15 protein-coding genes are annotated in these 15,877 nt (G+C 32.9%); 8 read left to right on the top strand and 7 right to left on the bottom strand.

The genetic code is table 11. From position 1 onward, the window contains the following. Positions 1-14 precede the first annotated feature (14 nt). The 3 genes from AC2DGP_RS04710 to AC2DGP_RS04700 all read right to left on the bottom strand — a co-directional run bounded on the left by AC2DGP_RS04710 (position 15) and on the right by AC2DGP_RS04700 (position 2,570). Positions 15-959 (bottom strand): hydrogen peroxide-inducible genes activator, encoded by a 945-nt coding sequence (locus tag AC2DGP_RS04710; protein WP_484491867.1) that lies wholly within the window; start codon positions 957-959, stop codon positions 15-17. 111 nt (positions 960-1,070) lie between these two features. After that, the gene (locus AC2DGP_RS04705; RefSeq protein ID WP_300320507.1) at positions 1,071-1,886 is read right to left on the bottom strand and encodes a lysophospholipid acyltransferase family protein; all 816 of its coding nucleotides are present in this window, start codon (positions 1,884-1,886) and stop codon (positions 1,071-1,073) included. Positions 1,887-1,937: 51 nt separating this feature from the next. Then, the gene (locus AC2DGP_RS04700; protein ID WP_484491866.1) at positions 1,938-2,570 is read right to left on the bottom strand and encodes an NUDIX hydrolase; all 633 of its coding nucleotides are present in this window, start codon (positions 2,568-2,570) and stop codon (positions 1,938-1,940) included. 115 nt (positions 2,571-2,685) lie between these two features. On the opposite strand from AC2DGP_RS04700, the gene AC2DGP_RS04695 reads away from it, so the two are divergent. Continuing rightward, a complete protein-coding gene (locus AC2DGP_RS04695; RefSeq protein ID WP_484491865.1) occupies positions 2,686-3,234 on the top strand; it encodes a TlpA family protein disulfide reductase in 549 nt (182 codons plus the stop codon). Positions 3,235-3,238: 4 nt separating this feature from the next. Here AC2DGP_RS04695 and AC2DGP_RS04690 read toward each other — a convergent pair whose 3' ends face one another. After that, complete coding sequence (locus AC2DGP_RS04690; protein WP_484491864.1) at positions 3,239-3,829, bottom strand: hypothetical protein; 591 nt, start codon at positions 3,827-3,829, stop codon at positions 3,239-3,241. A gap of 261 nt (positions 3,830-4,090) precedes the next feature. On the opposite strand from AC2DGP_RS04690, the gene AC2DGP_RS04685 reads away from it, so the two are divergent. Both AC2DGP_RS04685 and AC2DGP_RS04680 read left to right on the top strand, forming a co-directional pair. Continuing rightward, a complete protein-coding gene (locus tag AC2DGP_RS04685) occupies positions 4,091-6,382 on the top strand; it encodes a type IA DNA topoisomerase (RefSeq protein WP_484491863.1) in 2,292 nt (763 codons plus the stop codon). Continuing rightward, complete coding sequence (locus tag AC2DGP_RS04680) at positions 6,382-7,614, top strand: glycosyltransferase family 4 protein (protein WP_484491862.1); 1,233 nt, start codon at positions 6,382-6,384, stop codon at positions 7,612-7,614. The genes AC2DGP_RS04685 and AC2DGP_RS04680 overlap by 1 nt, the downstream gene beginning before the upstream one ends. Here the strand turns inward: AC2DGP_RS04680 and AC2DGP_RS04675 are convergent, their stop codons facing one another. The 3 genes from AC2DGP_RS04675 to rlmH form a co-directional block, all read right to left on the bottom strand. Beyond that, positions 7,615-7,767 carry a PspC domain-containing protein gene (locus AC2DGP_RS04675; protein ID WP_300320522.1) on the bottom strand — a complete coding sequence of 51 codons (153 nt, stop codon included), beginning with the start codon at positions 7,765-7,767 and terminating at the stop codon, positions 7,615-7,617. Between the two features lie 77 nt (positions 7,768-7,844). After that, a complete protein-coding gene (locus AC2DGP_RS04670; protein WP_484491861.1) occupies positions 7,845-9,119 on the bottom strand; it encodes a T9SS type A sorting domain-containing protein in 1,275 nt (424 codons plus the stop codon). A 442-nt stretch (positions 9,120-9,561) separates the two neighbouring features. Next, the gene (gene rlmH, locus AC2DGP_RS04665) at positions 9,562-10,035 is read right to left on the bottom strand and encodes a 23S rRNA (pseudouridine(1915)-N(3))-methyltransferase RlmH (RefSeq protein ID WP_484491860.1); all 474 of its coding nucleotides are present in this window, start codon (positions 10,033-10,035) and stop codon (positions 9,562-9,564) included. A gap of 127 nt (positions 10,036-10,162) precedes the next feature. Here rlmH and nadC point away from each other — a divergent pair, with 127 nt between their 5' ends. From nadC to AC2DGP_RS04640, 5 genes are all read left to right on the top strand, one after another. Beyond that, positions 10,163-11,020 (top strand): carboxylating nicotinate-nucleotide diphosphorylase, encoded by an 858-nt coding sequence (gene nadC, locus AC2DGP_RS04660; RefSeq protein ID WP_484491859.1) that lies wholly within the window; start codon positions 10,163-10,165, stop codon positions 11,018-11,020. A 19-nt stretch (positions 11,021-11,039) separates the two neighbouring features. After that, complete coding sequence (locus tag AC2DGP_RS04655) at positions 11,040-11,942, top strand: YihY/virulence factor BrkB family protein (protein ID WP_484491858.1); 903 nt, start codon at positions 11,040-11,042, stop codon at positions 11,940-11,942. Positions 11,943-12,022: 80 nt separating this feature from the next. Next, entirely contained in the window at positions 12,023-13,906 is a 1,884-nt protein-coding gene (locus AC2DGP_RS04650; protein ID WP_484491857.1) for a T9SS type A sorting domain-containing protein, read from the top strand. A 526-nt stretch (positions 13,907-14,432) separates the two neighbouring features. Beyond that, on the top strand, positions 14,433-15,533 hold the full coding sequence (locus tag AC2DGP_RS04645) for a Re/Si-specific NAD(P)(+) transhydrogenase subunit alpha (RefSeq protein WP_484491856.1): 1,101 nt from the start codon (positions 14,433-14,435) through the stop codon (positions 15,531-15,533). A gap of 11 nt (positions 15,534-15,544) precedes the next feature. Next, a complete protein-coding gene (locus tag AC2DGP_RS04640) occupies positions 15,545-15,853 on the top strand; it encodes an NAD(P) transhydrogenase subunit alpha part 2 (RefSeq protein ID WP_484491855.1) in 309 nt (102 codons plus the stop codon). Positions 15,854-15,877 lie beyond the last annotated feature (24 nt).

The following is a 15,877-nucleotide window of genomic DNA, read 5'->3' as shown; positions in this document are numbered from 1 at the left end:
TCTACAGGATTTTTTTATTTCTTTTTTGTTAAGGGACTAATGATTTTTACATCATTAAAAGATATTGCACCTCTTACGATACCGTCTATAGTTGTTTTTAGGGCTTCTATCAATTGCATTTTTAATTGCGATTTATGATATAGCAAACTAACTTCTCTAGCCGGGACAGGTTTTTCAAATTCTCTTAAAAGTTTTTTGTCCTCCGCAGATAAATCTAAACTATGCAAATAAGGAAGTAAAGTCATGCCAAGATTTTCTTTCGCTAATTTGATCAAAGTATCAAAACTCCCACTTTCTAAACGAAAAGATTTCGCATTTGGAGAATTGAAAGAACTACACATATTAAGGATGCTTTCCTTGAAGCAATGTCCGTCTTTCAGTAATAAAATATCATCAGCATCCAATTCATCTACACATAATAATTTGTTGTTATATAATTTATGAGAGCTCGGAATAAAACCAACAAAAGGTTCATAGTATAAAGGTTTTTCTTTGATACTTGGATTTTCTAATGGAGTAGCTGCAATGGCTGCATCAATATGTCCATCAGATAATTTTTTGATACACTCCTCTGTTGTTAACTCTTCAATTTGTAGATTTACCTTAGGGTGTTTTGTGTTGAATGTTTTTAAAAACATAGGCAACAAAGTAGGCATAATGGTAGGAATGATAGCTATTTTGAATTCTCCGCCTATGTAACCTTTTTGCTGATCTACAATGTCATTAATCCTATTACTTTCTTCAACAATAGTTTTTGCCTGAAAAACTATTTTCTCACCAATTTCCGTCAAAGAGATTGGTTTTTTGGCTCTGTTAAAAATTACAACATCTAGCTCATCTTCAAGTTTTTGTATTTGCATACTTAACGTGGGCTGAGTTACAAAGCAATGTTCAGAAGCTACGGTAAAATTCTTGTGTTCTGCAACCGCAAGGATATACTTTAATTGAGTAATAGTCATAGTATCATTATTTGCGATAAAAATAATAAAAACTATTGGTTTTGTCTATTAAAAAATAAAATTAAAGTTTTTTGTAGTAGATGGTGAAAATTCAGTTTTCTAGGAAATTAATTAGCTTTTGGTTTGCCAGAATTCTCTTTGCTTGTTAAGTTCATCCTCTTGTTTTTTGTATTCCTCAACAGAAATAACTTTCAAAAAAGAAGGATGTTGCTCAATTGCCATTTCAATTTGTTTTACAATGTCGTCAAAGGAATCATTCTCATAATCAATTTGAAGTGGTTTTTTAATCACCATACTTTGCAAAACACCTCGTTTTTTAATTAGCAATCCCTTTTTGTCAAATGAACGTCTGAATCCATCAATAACGATAGGAATCACAATAGGTTTGTAAGTTTTTATAATATGAGAGGTACCTCTTCTTATTGGATTAAATGGTTTGGTTGTTCCTTGTGGGAAAGTAATTACCCAACCGTCATTTAATGCGGTTCCAATATTGCTAATGTCAGACATCTTTACTTGTCTTTTTACATCTTTTCCTTCACTTCTCCATGTTCTTTGGATCGATACGGAACCCATGTATGCAAATATCTTCGGAAGTATTCCTGCTTTCATTGTTTCAGCAGCAGCAATATAATACATGTTTAATTTAGGATTCCAAATATAGCCTATGTTGTTAATGGTGTCAACTCTTCCTTTTAATGAAGCGTTAAAAACGTGATACATAGCAGCAACATCAGCAAAATATGTTTGATGATTCGCGACAAACAAAACATTGCTATCTGGTAAATCTCTTATGATTTCAGAACCTTCAATCTGTAATTTATTGAACTTATTATATCTTCTATGAGAAACCACACCTACAATTCTGATAAGCCATTTTTTTAAGAATAAAATATGCCCAAAAGGATTTTTTTTAATGAATTTCATTGAGAAGCGTTTAGTTTTTAGTGGCAACAAATTTACAAAAAGAAATGGTTTTTACAGCCTTTTTATAAGTTCTTTAATCTCGCTGATAATCATGGCAGTAGCTCCCCAGACCATCTGGTTGCCAAATTTGAAATATGGAATTTCTACCTTTTTTGCATAAAATGTGTTTTTCGTGTCAATAGCTAGAAAAGAGTCATCTAAGAGGTCTTTTATTGAAACTTCTATCATTGTTTCAACTTCATGATTTTTTTTAAAATGAAGTTTGTTTTTTGCGACACCGATGAAAGGAGTTACTAAAAAATTACTGGGTGGAATATACACATCAGTAATTTCTCTTAAAATCTCTATTTCATGTGCAGGTATACCGATTTCTTCAAAAGTTTCTCTTAGCGCAGTATCTTCTAAATTATTGTCTGTATCTTCTATTTTTCCACCAGGAAAACTTACTTGAGAAGCATGTGTTCCAGAATAATTTGGTCGTAAGGTTAATGCAAAGCAAGTTTCACCTTGTTCATTTGGATAAAACAAAGCCAATACGGCTGCTTTTTTTGCATTCTCCAGAATCGACTTTTTAGTTGTTAGATTAGCTCTTTCCTCTGGAACCATTTTGTTTTGATCCTTATGGCCCCCTAAATCTGTGTTTTTGATGAGGTTTTTTAAATTTAGGAAAGTACTGTGCTGCATATGATTTTTAAATTTGACTCAAAACTACAAATATAATTGCTGCTTTTATATTCTTTTGTAAGAACTGTAGCTTTTGTTACACTAAGAAACTGTAATATTAGATATTTTTGTTTTTATGATTGAAATAATAAAAAAGCAATGGAGTAACGTGATTTTTGTGATACTATTGATATTAGTATTAAATCCCAGCTCAAAAGAATGGTTAATAAAAAGCACTTCGTTTTCTCCATCATTAAATTCTAAAGAAGAAAGAATACATCATTTTAATTGGAAGCTAAAAGGTTTGAATACTAAAAATGTAAACCTAGCGGATTTTAAAGGGAAGGTAGTTTTTGTGAATTTTTGGGCAACTTGGTGTCCTCCTTGTCGCGCAGAAATGCCAGCGATTCAGAGTTTATATGAAGCTTATAAGGATAAGGTTGTTTTTTTATTTGTATCGAATGAATCAATTTCAGAAATCACGCCTTTTTTTAACAAATACAATTATAATTTACCTGTTTATAATAGCCAATCAGAAGTGCCTCTAGAGCTTGATAAAACAAATAATATTCCTGCTAGTTATATTATCAATAAAAAAGGAGAAATAGTTGTAAGTAAAACAGGTGCTGCAAGTTGGGATAGTTCTAAAAGTTTTGAACTGATAGAGGAACTATTATTGGAGTAATTGGTTAATCTCGGGCAATCGATAAGGTTGCTTTAGCACCCGTTGCAAGATTCCATTGATTTGATGATAATACTCTTCCTCCTTCATCAAACACCATAAAGGCCGCGGTATTTGGACCAGAAGAACCTTGATTGAGAGCAACAAAAGATAAGGTATTTAAGCCTTTAATTAAATTTATGGTAAATTGTTGATAGCTATTTGTTAGTTCTATATATCGAACTCGCGTTTCTCCGTTTACAACAATGGAAACTACGTCACCATCCGCATAAGAAAAGTCTCTACAGATAATAGTTATGTATTCACTTTGAGTACTAAATCCACCCAAATCTTTGTCTACTATAGGCATTCGATTTGAAATGGCATCCATTTCAGCTTTTACTCTCTGTTTGTAAAATTTTTCTTTATCAATAATTCCTTTTTGTTGTAAATCTTTTAATTCTTGGTTGGCAATTTGTTGCAGCATAATTCTATTCAGAGCTGCTTCAAATTTTTCCGCTTCATTCTCAGGGTTGATAAATTCAAAGGTAGCATTTGGACTATTGGGAATCGATGGAATTACAAAATCCTTATCATTATCCAAACTACCTGGGCGCATAGATTCAATTTGGCCACTAATTCTTGAGGAAAGAAAAAAAAGTGTACAGCATATAACAATAGTAAAACTGTGATTGAAATTGATATAATTTTTCATGACTGATACAAAATTAGGCTTTTGAAATCTTTTTGAAGTTAATTAAATCAAAATATTTGTTCAGAAAACCGTTGAAAACTCATCTTTTTACAGAGGTAGTTTTGTTTTCTAATTAAAAATAGTTGTGTAAGTTTGTGTCCTCCCGCTTTAAAAACCAAGAATTTTATGAAAGTATGTATTGCCGAGAAGCCGAGTGTTGCTAGAGAAATTGCTACTATATTAGGAGCGAATCAACGACATGATGGTTATTTTGAAGGAAATGGATACCAAATAACATGGACTTTTGGTCACTTGTGTACTTTATTCACGCCAGATGATTATAAACCGCATTGGAAGCGTTGGGATTTGAATACCTTACCAATGTTGCCCGATAAGTTTGATATAAAATTGACGAGTAATGATGGGGTCCAAAAGCAATTTAATACCATTAAAGCATTATTTGATAAAGCCGACGTTGTGATAAATTGTGGGGATGCTGGTCAAGAAGGAGAATTGATTCAACGCTGGGTAATCAAACAGGCAAATTATACAGGTAAAGTAGATAGACTTTGGATTTCTTCTTTGACTCCAGAGGCGATAAAAGAAGGATTTGAAAACCTGAAAAATGGAGAAGATTATGACAACCTTTATTATGCTGGTAGTTCAAGAGCGATTGGAGATTGGTTGTTAGGAATGAATGCAACTCGTTTGTATACGCTTCGGTATGGAGCGCAAAAGCAAGTTCTTTCAGTTGGACGCGTACAAACTCCAACTTTGGCAATGCTAGTGAACAGATATAAAGAAATATTATATTTTAAACCTAAGCCTTATTGGGAGTTACAAACAGAATATAGAAATACCGTTTTTAATAATGAACAAGGGAAGTTTCTAAAAAAAGAGGATGGAGAAGCGTCTTTGAATCTTGTAAAAGATGCTCCTTTTGAGATTATTTCTGTTACCAAAAAGAAAGGTAAAGAGTATGCTCCAAAATTATTTGATTTAACAGGTTTGCAAGTTTATTGCAATACCAAGTTTGGGTATACAGCAGATCAAACCTTGAAGATAATTCAAAAGCTATATGAACAAAAATTAGTAACCTATCCAAGGGTAGATACTACATTTTTGCCAGATGATATTTTCCCTAAAGTTCCAGGTATTTTGGGAAAACTGACGCAATATGCAGCACTAACAGCACCGTTAAAAGGACAACCTTTAAAAAAATCTAAAAAAGTATTTGATTCAAAAAAAGTAACAGATCACCACGCTATCATTCCTACAGGTATGGAAAGTCATTTAGGGGAACATGATCATAATGTTTATGATATCATTACAAGAAGATTTATTGCTGTTTTTTATCCTGAATGTGAGGTGTCTAATACTGCTGTTATTGGGGAGGCTGCAAAAATTAGTTTTAAAGCAACTGGTAAGGAAATATTATCTGAAGGATGGAGGGCTGTTTTTGTTTCTGCGAAATCTAAATCCACAAACAAAGATGAGGTGCTTATGCCAACCTTTGTTAAAGGAGAATCAGGGCCACACAGTCCATCGTTTAATGAAAAAACAACCAAACCTCCAAAAAATTATTCTGAGGCAACATTATTGAGGGCTATGGAGACTGCTGGAAAGCAAGTGGAGGATGATGAGCTTAGGGATTTAATGAAGGCCAATGGAATTGGAAGACCTTCCACCAGGGCAAATATCATTGAAACGCTTTTTCGTAGAAAGTATATTGAGAGGAATAAAAAACAGATTCTTCCTACTCAAATGGGGATTCAGCTAATTGACACTATTCAAAACGAGCTTTTGAAATCTGCGGAGTTAACAGGGCAGTGGGAGAAACAACTTAAAGAAATAGAGGAAGGGAATTATAGTGCTGGGCAGTTTATCAATAACATGAAAAAAATGGTGGACGATTTGGTGATAGAGGTGCGTATGGAAAAAAATACCAGACGTTTTTCTGCAGAACAGAAGCCATTGACAAAGCCTTCTAAAACTGCTAGCAAAAGTGATTTAACAGGTAGTGAATGTCCTAAATGTAAAAAAGGTAGATTGCTAAAAGGAACGAGTGCATATGGGTGTTCTGAATATAAAGAGGGATGCAATTTTAGATTGCCTTTTGAATTTATGGGTAAAAAGGTTTCAGTTAATCAATTTAAGAGATTGTTATCGAAAGGAGCGACTGTTGTTTTAAAAGGATTTAAGCAAGATGGGACTAAAATAAATGGAGCTATTTCATTCGATGATAGTCATCAGTTAATACTAAAACCAGAAGAGTCAAAAAAATATGCTGTTTCTGGTGCCTTGATTTGTCCTAAGTGTAAAAAAGGAGAAATTATTAAAGGAAGTTCTTCTTACGGATGTTCTGCTTATAAGGACGGTTGCGATTATAGATATACTTTTGATGCCATAAGGAGTAACACTGCTGGTCAAAAGATGACAAAAGAATTGGTTGAAGAACTTTTGATAAAAGGAATGTGATGTTAAATACAGTACTTGTAATAGGAAGTGTTTGGCCAGAACCAAATTCATCTGCTGCTGGTAGTAGGATGATGCAGCTTATTTCTTGCTTTTTAGAAGATGGGTATAAAGTTACTTTTGCAAGTGCAACAGAAGATAGTCAATATCGATATCCGCTGGAAAATTTAGAAATAGAGGTAAAAAAAATAGCGTTGAACGATGCTAGTTTTGACTGTTATATTGAGGATTTAAAACCAACGATTGTTTTGTTTGATCGGTTTATGACAGAGGAACAGTTTGGTTGGAGGGTTGAAAAGCACAGCCCAACATCCATAAGAATTTTAGATACTGAAGATTTACATTGTCTCAGAAAAGCGCGTCAAAAAGCCTTTAAGGATGGACGTGAATTTGAGGAAAAGGACTTTCTGTCAGAGATCGCTAAAAGAGAAATAGCGAGTATTTTTCGATCAGACTTAAGTTTGATGATTTCTTCTGTTGAAATGAAAATTTTACAAGAGGTTTTTAAGGTGCCTGCTAGTATTTTGCTGTATATTCCATTTTTGTTAGATGCAGTAAGTGAATCTGCGAAAAAAGAATTTCCAATTTTTAAGGATAGGTTGCATTTTGTCACGATAGGAAGTTTTCGACATGAACCGAATTGGGATAGTGTGTTGTATTTGAAGAAAGAAGTATGGCCATTATTGAGAAAATTAGTGCCTGGATCTGAGCTACATATTTATGGTTCGTATCCTCCTCAAAAAGCAATGCAATTGCATAACCCTAAAGAACGTTTTTATATAAAAGGATGGGCTAAGGATGCGCATACTGTTGTTCAAAATGCTAGAGTGCTATTAGCTCCATTGCGTTTTGGAGCTGGTTTGAAAGGAAAGTTCATTGATGCTATGTTAACCGGGACTCCTAGCGTAACTACAAGTGTTGGAGCAGAGGGAATGCATGAATCATTTGAATGGCCTGGGGTAATTAGTGATTCGCTCGATGAATTAATTATTGGAGCAAAGGAATTGTATACAAATCAAGAGTTATGGGAGAAATCTCAAATTGCTGGTTTTGAAATTATTGAAAATTGTTTTTCTAAAGATTCTTTTCGTCTCAAATTGTATGAAAAAATTAATGAGATAAAGCAAAATATAAACACACATAGAGAGTCCAATTTTATTGGAGGTATGCTTTTGTTTCATACAATGAGAAGTACTGAGTTTATGTCTCGTTGGATAGAAGAGAAGAATAAGTAATTATTCTTTTGAGATTATTTTATAGAGCCATAGAGCGATATAAAACCCTAATCCTACTCCGTAAAAAACAATAGCGATCGTAAAGATTAATCTCATGTATTTTTCTTCGATACCTACTTTTTCTCCAAACCATTTTGATACTCCTAAAATCATAAGATGCTTTTTTTTTAAGATACAAAAAAAGCTCGTTGAACAATTTCAACGAGCTTCAGATAAGAAATAGGATAGGATTATTCAATTATCAATTTAGAATTGTAAGATTTTCCATTGTTAATAATAGCTATAATATATACACCAGGTGTGAAATCTGTAACCGTTATATGAGTGGTTTTATTTTTTGCATAAGTACTATAAACGGTTTGTCCAGCTAAATTAAGTATAGAGATTTTGCTATTCAAATCAGTAGATATATTTACATATTCAGTGGATGGATTTGGGTAAATTGACACACCGTCAAGTTCGTTTTTATTTGCAGAAGCCGTTCTGTTATCAAACAGAGTTCTGTAAAGCGCAGATTCGGAATCCGTAACTTGAGATATAGCATTTGAGACACCATCTATTTGTAAAGAGGCTAAGTCCGAAGCAGAAAGGTCTACATCAATTTTTATTACATTATCGCTAAAGTTTTTGAAATTAGTGGTACCAAATAAAGATTTAGAATTAAATACAATTTCTGTTACAGATTCATCTAATTCAATGTTTAATGTAGCACCAGCAACTGTTTTTAATTGTGTAATATTATTTTGATTAGCATTTAAGTACAAAGTATGTTCTCCCTTGGCTCCGTTTATTGTTCCTTCAATAGTGTTTGCTCCATTAATAACTAAAGCCCCACCTGAGTTTGTTCCTTGAAATTTAAATACTCCACCTGATGGTAAAAAACCTCCTGTAGTGGTAATGTTTGAAACGATTTTTTCTTCAAAAAGAAGTAACGTGGAGACGTTGGTTATTTGTGCAGTACTTTTAAATTCGATTGCTCCATTTGCTGAATAGGCCCCATTGGATATTGTAAGGTTGTTATTATTACAATTAACTGTCCCGTGAAACTCAATAGGGGTGTCGTTGTTTGATTTTACTTTTATTTTATTTAACAACGTTATGGTTCTTGAAGGAGAAAACACCAATTTATTTGAAGCAAAGGCAGAGTTAAGTATAAATCCATCTGAAACATTTAAGTCAATATCTGTATCTAAGGTTAATGTCCCTGATAAGTTGTTGTCAATTATTGGAGTTGTACCGTTTAATGTTAATTTAAATTCAGCTCCGTTCACGGTGTAGTTTTCAGTTGCAGTATCAGTTATAAGTGATCCAACAACTTCTGACTGCGTTAGCGTAGGAGAAGCAGAAAGTGTTGCTATTCCTGTTGCTATTGTTGAGTTTGACCAATTTGATGCGGTATTCCAATCCCCATCAGTTTCAAAAGTTTCATCTTGTGCTGTGCTAATTTGAGCACTAATAATAATTGTTAAAAGTGTAATTAATTTTAAGTGTAATTTTAATTTCATATTGTTGTTTTAAATGATTATTGTTCTTCGCAAAGGAAGATGATAAGTGAAAACAACATGTATTTGGGAATAAATCGTGTGTGTTTGTGGGTAATTTAGTTTAAATGTGTCTTTGTAATGTTTGGTAATTCAGTAAAGTAATAGTGTATCCAAATATATGAATGCGGTAGAATACTGCAACGACTATGGCTGTTTTTGAATGTGAAGGAATATCTGGTTTGTACAGTCCTAGAAAGCGATAATTATATCTTGCATTGTTAGTATATTTAAAAATGCCTTTATTTATGAGTGTTTGGTTGCTATATTTTTTTACATATAAATGACTCCTCCAAAAGTTTTATTGATATATGTTTTTACAGGGTAGAATAAATAGATGTAGGAACGCAAAGAAGAATTGTTATTATACCCGTTGAAATTGAATTTAAATTAAAAGTGTAAAAAATCATTCATGATGGTAGGGCTCATTTTTAAGAATAGTGAAACCTCTGTAAATTTGTTCTACCACAAATAATCGAATCATTTGATGCGAGAAGGTCATTTTAGAAAAAGAAACCTTGCCCATGGATTTTTTATATATTGTGTCAGAAAACCCATAAGGTCCACCAATAACAAAAACTAATTGTTTGATTCCTGAATTCATCTTTTTTTGGAGATATTTTGAAAAGTCAACCGAGCTGAAGTCTTTTCCTTTTTCATCAAGTAAAATTAATTGATCCGTAGGTTGAAGTTTTTTTAGAATAAGTTCCCCTTCTTTTTCTTTTTGTTGGCTTTGAGAAAGGTTTTTTACATTTTTTATGTCAGGAATAATTTCCAACTCAAATTTCACATAATGCTTCAATCGAGAATTATATGTTTCTATCAATGCATTCAGATTTTTATCATCTGTTTTACCTATGGCTAAAAGTTTTATTTTCATATTGCAAATATAGAGATTAGAAGAAATTATTTTGAAATATTACAGTGATTCTTACCTAAGATTTAACTAAAAAATATTTTTTTTAAGGATGATAGAAAATGTATTTTTGTGACATAAATTTAATACTATGATCAGCGAAGCCCAATTTGAAAAAGAACTAGAAATAATAATTGAAAATTCTATCCGAGAGGATGTAGGAGATGGGGATCATAGTTCTTTAGCTTGTATACCCGCTGAGGCAACAGGAAAAGCTCAGCTATTGGTAAAGGACACCGGAGTGATTGCAGGGGTATCTTTTGCTGAAAGAGTTTTTAAATATGTGGAACCTAGTATAAAACTTAATATTTTAATTGCGGATGGTGCAGAGGTAAAACAAGGAGATGTGGTGTTGACTGTGGAAGGAACGTCACATGCAATTTTGAAAGCAGAAAGACTGGTTCTTAATGTAATGCAAAGAATGAGTGCTATTGCAACCAAAACAAAACATTATACCAATTTATTAGAAGGCACCCAAACAAAAATTTTAGATACACGTAAAACAACTCCAGGAATTCGAGCGTTAGAGAAATGGGCTGTTAAAATTGGAGGAGGTGTAAATCATAGATTTGCTCTATATGATATGATCATGTTGAAAGATAACCATATAGATTTTGCCGGAGGTATAACTAAGGCTATTGCCAAAACACATGCTTATTTAAAAGATACCGGTAAAGACTTGAAAATTATTATAGAAGCACGAGATTTAGCAGAAATAAGAGAAATATTGAATTCAGATGGTATTCACCGAATATTAATCGATAACTTTACTTTTGAGGATACTAGAAAAGCAGTTGCCATGATTAATGGTAAATGTCAAACAGAATCTTCTGGAGGAATAAATGAAGAAACTTTAAGAGGCTATGCAGAGTGTGGGGTAGATTTTATATCTTCTGGAGCCTTAACTCATTCTGTATATAATATGGATTTGAGTTTGAAAGCTTTTTAAAAGTTGGATTGTAATAGCTATGATTGAGAAAATTTTCGACTTAGGGAAAAGAATCAAAATACCAGGCCTAGAGGGAATGTCTCTTTATGATCTATTACATATGTATGTTGTAGGGATAGTTCGTGGTGGTTTAACATCAAGAGCAGGTGGTATTTCTTATAGCTTTTTTATGGCTATTTTTCCTTTTATGCTGTTTATGTTAACATTGATACCTTTTATCCCTATTGATGGATTTCAAGAGAGTTTTATGGAGCTTATTTCTGAAGCAGTACCCCCAAAAACTTATGATGCTGTAGTGCCTATATTAGAAGATATTGCGAATAATAAATATGGAGGTTTGCTGTCCTTTGGTTTTTTAGTTTCTATTTTTTTAATGACCAATGGTATCAATGCTATTTTCGGTGGTTTCGAGTATTCTTACCATGTAACAGAAGTAAGGAGCGTGGTAAAAGGATATGTCGTTTCTTTGGGTACTTCATTATTAATGTCTGTGTTGCTTATCGTAACTGTTGTATTTACCATCTCATTTAAGTTTGGATTGGATTTTTTAATGCAAAATGGTTGGTTGAGTGATCAGTATATATGGTTAGGGAATATTAGATATTTAATTTTTATTTTCATGATATTTACCACGGTATCATTGCTTTATTATTTCGGTACAAAGGAAGGCAGACAATCTTCATTTTTTTCTCCTGGAGCTGTATTGACAACAATATTATATGTTTTTACTTTTTATGGTTTTGGAATTTATGTGGAAAAATTTGCCAAATACAATGAATTATATGGTTCTATAGGAACCTTATTAATTATGATGTTATTTATTTGGCTGAATTCTATTATTCTATTGCTTGGTTTTGAGCTGAATGCAAGCATGACGAAATTAAAAAACAACTCTAAAGAGTTGGATTACTTTTCTGTTTAATAAACGGTAGAAGACATTAAATTACCCTTAAGCTACATCGTTTTTACCTTTGGTTTTTAGTTTTGTTCAAAACTTAATAAATGAAACCAAATAAAATTATTTTCCTTTTTAGTATTTTAACTACACTTTTTAGCAATGCTCAAATTGATTTAGAAAGCAATTTTTATACTATTGTTAGCAATTCAAATTATGATAGAAATATTGTCACCGACTATTCGGTAGATAATGATTTTGATACAGATGATAGCCTTGCTTGGCAAACGGCAATAGACGATATTTCAGAAAACGGCGGGGGCGTTTTAACAATTCCAGCAGGGAACTATACCATTCGAAATATTGATTTAAAATCTAATGTACATATTGAAATCGATCCTGATGCCATTATAAGACCCTTTCAGGTTGATGATGGAAAAAACTATGCGATGTTCAAATTGGCTGATGGTAAGGAAAGAATCTACAATGTAAGTGTTATTTGTTCAGATCTAACAGGTTTGGAAGAAGGTCATATTTGTGATGCTACTGAACCCGGACGTTATACAATTGATTTAACTCAAGTTGTTAATAATAATGTTACTGTTTTTGCTATTCGAAATGCAGAGAATTTTTTAGTAGCTGATTTTCATGTAAATGATATATATACAGATTTTTCGGTGGTTACTTTAGGAACAACCAAAGTAGGAGGTTATTCAGATAGTTCTATAAAAAATACCTTAACAGGGACGGATAGTGAAATATTGACAGCCTTTGATTTGGCGTTGGTTATGGATTCAGGTTATATATCAAATGTAACCACGGTTCATACTACACATATTGCTTCAATAGAGAGTTTAATTCCAGATGAAGATCAACAAAATGCTAAAGATTTGTTAGATCCCATTATTCAAGGTTTAACAACTGTTTTAAACGAAATAGCTGCCACAGGAACACTTCCCGGTAATGATACTAAAGAGGAAATGGTGGAAGAGTACACCGATAGGTTGGAGGATTTTATAGTGACAATGGTAAACAGATCTGAAGTGCCAACAAATTATTTTATGCCTGTGAATGGTATTGTTAGGTCTGGAAGTGTCTGCAATGCCGCTTATGGATATGGAACAATTCAGTCTCAAGCCGCAACGAATGTACTTTTTAAAGATCTCTATGGGTTTGGTGGCGCAACATTACGATTAGAAACAGGGTATACCAAAATGAATAATGTCCAATATGGAGGGAATTTTGACATTGTTGCTAGGAATATTTATAGCGAACAAGGAAATTCTACTTTGATGATTTCTCCCCATGCAATGCACTGTGGAGCAGTAGATGCAGAAGGTATTCGTTCAAAAGGTAGTGGGTTTGATGCTAGAATAGAAGGTGGCTTTATATCAAAAAAATATTGTCAGGATGTAGGATTAGAAATTGGTACTTATAGTTATGTAAAAGTTGTTGATGTTGATGCAGAGTTTGGAATGGTGGCCCAATTGAAGTCAAAGCATTTTTATTTAATGCCAGAGGAGTTAGTTGATGATATAACTGATATTTCACAAGATGGAGGGGAGAGTGTCATCGGACCATCTATCGCAGCAGCAGTAAATGATGCGAATTATATTTGCTCTATTGATGGCGTACAAAATGTGTTTTTAGAGGATGTTTCTCAAGTAGGATTTGAATATCAAGAACCTGTGATCCCTGAGGAAAATGTTCCAATTGTTTGTGATAACTTGTCGGTTGAGGGGAGTACACTTGAGTCAAAGCGATTTGTAGCGTACCCAAATCCATCTAACGAGCTTTTACATGTAAAAACCAATGAAAAAGGAATGCTAAAAATAATGGATTTTTTGGGGGCTGTCGTTATGATAAAAACAATTGAAAATGGAAAGCATACTTATGTTCTTGATGTTTCAAATTTTGCTAATGGGATGTATGTTGTTATGTTTGAAGGAAAAACCTCTAGGCTAACAAAAAGTATTATTGTGAGTCATTAAATAATTTAAGGACGACTATATTTTAGAAGTTTTTTTAGAAAGGAAGTAATGTTATATTACTTCCTTTTTATTTGTGATTTCTGCTCAAAAAATATGGAAAAAAAAGGGGGTAAAATTAAATATGATCGTTGAGTGGAATATTTTGGTGTGTAAAATGTAAAGTTTTTGGAGGTTTTGATAAAATCGGAATTTTTTCTAGTTTTCGAAATCGATGTAGTTATGCCAATCGATTGTATTTTGGTTTTTTGATATTTCAATTCTGTTAGAAATATTTCTATGAAACAGTACAAAAAGGATCAACTTTTGTTTATTTCGTATTAAAAATTGATTAAGGGTGTAGTATCTGTAAAAATACACTATCCATATTATCGTGTTTTCATTTTAGCTAACTTAGCCGACATAAAATAACTGGATTTTATCCTAGTTATCCTTGAAATTACCCTTTTGCAATTATTTGCAATTGGACTATTTCAAAAATCACTAAAATGAACATATTTATTAATTAAAAATTAAACCACCAGAAAATATGAAAATAGGCATATTGAAGGAAACACAAAAAGGTGAAAAACGTGTCGCAATCTCTCCTAACATTGCGAAACAATTTGCATCTAAAGGATTTGAGTTGTTGTTAGAAGAGGATGCAGGTAAAGCATCATCTTACAAGAATTCGGATTACAAGGAAGTTGAGGTAAAAGTTGAAAAAAGAGAAGTTGTTTTTAAAGAGGCAGATGTACTTGTAAAAATCAATCCTTTTGATGAAGAGGACCTTAAATTAGTTAACAAAGGACAAGTATTGGTAAGTCAATTATACCATAAGTCAAGTCCAGAATTGATCCAAGCAATTGCAGCGAAAGAGGCGACGGCATTTTCACTAGATGCGATACCTAGAATTTCTAGAGCGCAGGATATGGATGTGTTGAGTTCTCAAAGTAATTTAGCAGGTTATAAGGCTGTAATTTTAGGGGCTTATGAAATGACAAAGATTTTTCCTTTGATGATGACTGCAGCCGGAACGATTACACCTTCCAAGGTGCTAATTTACGGGGTTGGAGTTGCTGGATTACAGGCAATTGCAACTGCGAAAAGATTAGGTGCTGTGGTTGAGGCTACGGATATTAGAACAGAAACGAAAGAACAAGCGGAATCATTAGGAGCTAAATTTATTTCTGTTGATAATTCTGGTGAAGAATCAGAAGGAGGATATGCAAAAGAGGCTTCGGATGATTATAAGAAAAGACAAAAAGAAGCTGTAGACAAATCTTTGTTTCAGGCGGATTTAGTTATTACAACGGCGAATATTCCAGGAAGAAAAGCCCCTGTTCTAATAACAGAAGAACAAGTTTCTCAAATGAAAAATGGAGCTGTAATCGTTGATTTAGCAGCTGCACAAGGAGGTAACTGTGAGGTGAGTGTGATGAATAAGACTGTTGTTAAAAACGGTGTAAAAGTTATCGGTACTACGATTGCTCCAGAAAGTGTTTCAACCAATGCAAGTGAATTGTTTGCGAAAAATATTTACAACTTTTTAAATCATTTAACTGAGGAAAATCAGTTTAAATATGACTTAGAAGAAGAAATTACTGACGAGACTTTAATCGTTAGAGATGGAACAATTAGAAAAAATTAAAAATAAAGAAGATGAACGAATTAATTGAATTTATAAGTAACAATCTTCAAATTACTTACATATTAATATTAGCAACATTTGTAGGGATTGAAGTAATTAAAAGTATTCCGGCTGTATTACATACACCTTTAATGTCTGGTGCAAACGCCTTAAGTGGGGTGGTAATTGTAGGGGCAATTTTGGTAATGTTACATTCTGATCCAACGGATTATGTTGCATTGGGACTTGGTTTTGTAGCTGTTGTATTAGGAGTTCTAAATGTTGTTGGTGGTTTTGCGGTTACTGACAGAATGTTAGAAATGTTTAAAAAGAAAAAATAATAAATCTATTCTTTATAGTTTACT

This window comes from Flavicella sp. IMCC45537, from assembly GCF_057197705.1.
This window is presented reverse-complemented; position numbering and strand designations above follow the sequence as displayed.

Excerpts from the sequence above, each read along its gene's own strand:
- AC2DGP_RS04710 (WP_484491867.1), bottom strand. The coding sequence starts at position 959 with ATGACTATTACTCAATTAAAGTATATCCTTGCGGTTGCAGAACACAAG.
- AC2DGP_RS04705 (WP_300320507.1), bottom strand. The coding sequence starts at position 1,886 with ATGAAATTCATTAAAAAAAATCCTTTTGGGCATATTTTATTCTTAAAA.
- AC2DGP_RS04700 (WP_484491866.1), bottom strand. The coding sequence starts at position 2,570 with ATGCAGCACAGTACTTTCCTAAATTTAAAAAACCTCATCAAAAACACA.
- AC2DGP_RS04695 (WP_484491865.1), top strand. The coding sequence starts at position 2,686 with ATGATTGAAATAATAAAAAAGCAATGGAGTAACGTGATTTTTGTGATA.
- AC2DGP_RS04690 (WP_484491864.1), bottom strand. The coding sequence starts at position 3,829 with ATGCGCCCAGGTAGTTTGGATAATGATAAGGATTTTGTAATTCCATCG.
- AC2DGP_RS04685 (WP_484491863.1), top strand. The coding sequence starts at position 4,091 with ATGAAAGTATGTATTGCCGAGAAGCCGAGTGTTGCTAGAGAAATTGCT.
- AC2DGP_RS04680 (WP_484491862.1), top strand. The coding sequence starts at position 6,382 with ATGTTAAATACAGTACTTGTAATAGGAAGTGTTTGGCCAGAACCAAAT.
- AC2DGP_RS04675 (WP_300320522.1), bottom strand. The coding sequence starts at position 7,767 with ATGATTTTAGGAGTATCAAAATGGTTTGGAGAAAAAGTAGGTATCGAA.
- AC2DGP_RS04670 (WP_484491861.1), bottom strand. The coding sequence starts at position 9,119 with ATGAAATTAAAATTACACTTAAAATTAATTACACTTTTAACAATTATT.
- rlmH (WP_484491860.1), bottom strand. The coding sequence starts at position 10,035 with ATGAAAATAAAACTTTTAGCCATAGGTAAAACAGATGATAAAAATCTG.
- nadC (WP_484491859.1), top strand. The coding sequence starts at position 10,163 with ATGATCAGCGAAGCCCAATTTGAAAAAGAACTAGAAATAATAATTGAA.
- AC2DGP_RS04655 (WP_484491858.1), top strand. The coding sequence starts at position 11,040 with ATGATTGAGAAAATTTTCGACTTAGGGAAAAGAATCAAAATACCAGGC.
- AC2DGP_RS04650 (WP_484491857.1), top strand. The coding sequence starts at position 12,023 with ATGAAACCAAATAAAATTATTTTCCTTTTTAGTATTTTAACTACACTT.
- AC2DGP_RS04645 (WP_484491856.1), top strand. The coding sequence starts at position 14,433 with ATGAAAATAGGCATATTGAAGGAAACACAAAAAGGTGAAAAACGTGTC.
- AC2DGP_RS04640 (WP_484491855.1), top strand. The coding sequence starts at position 15,545 with ATGAACGAATTAATTGAATTTATAAGTAACAATCTTCAAATTACTTAC.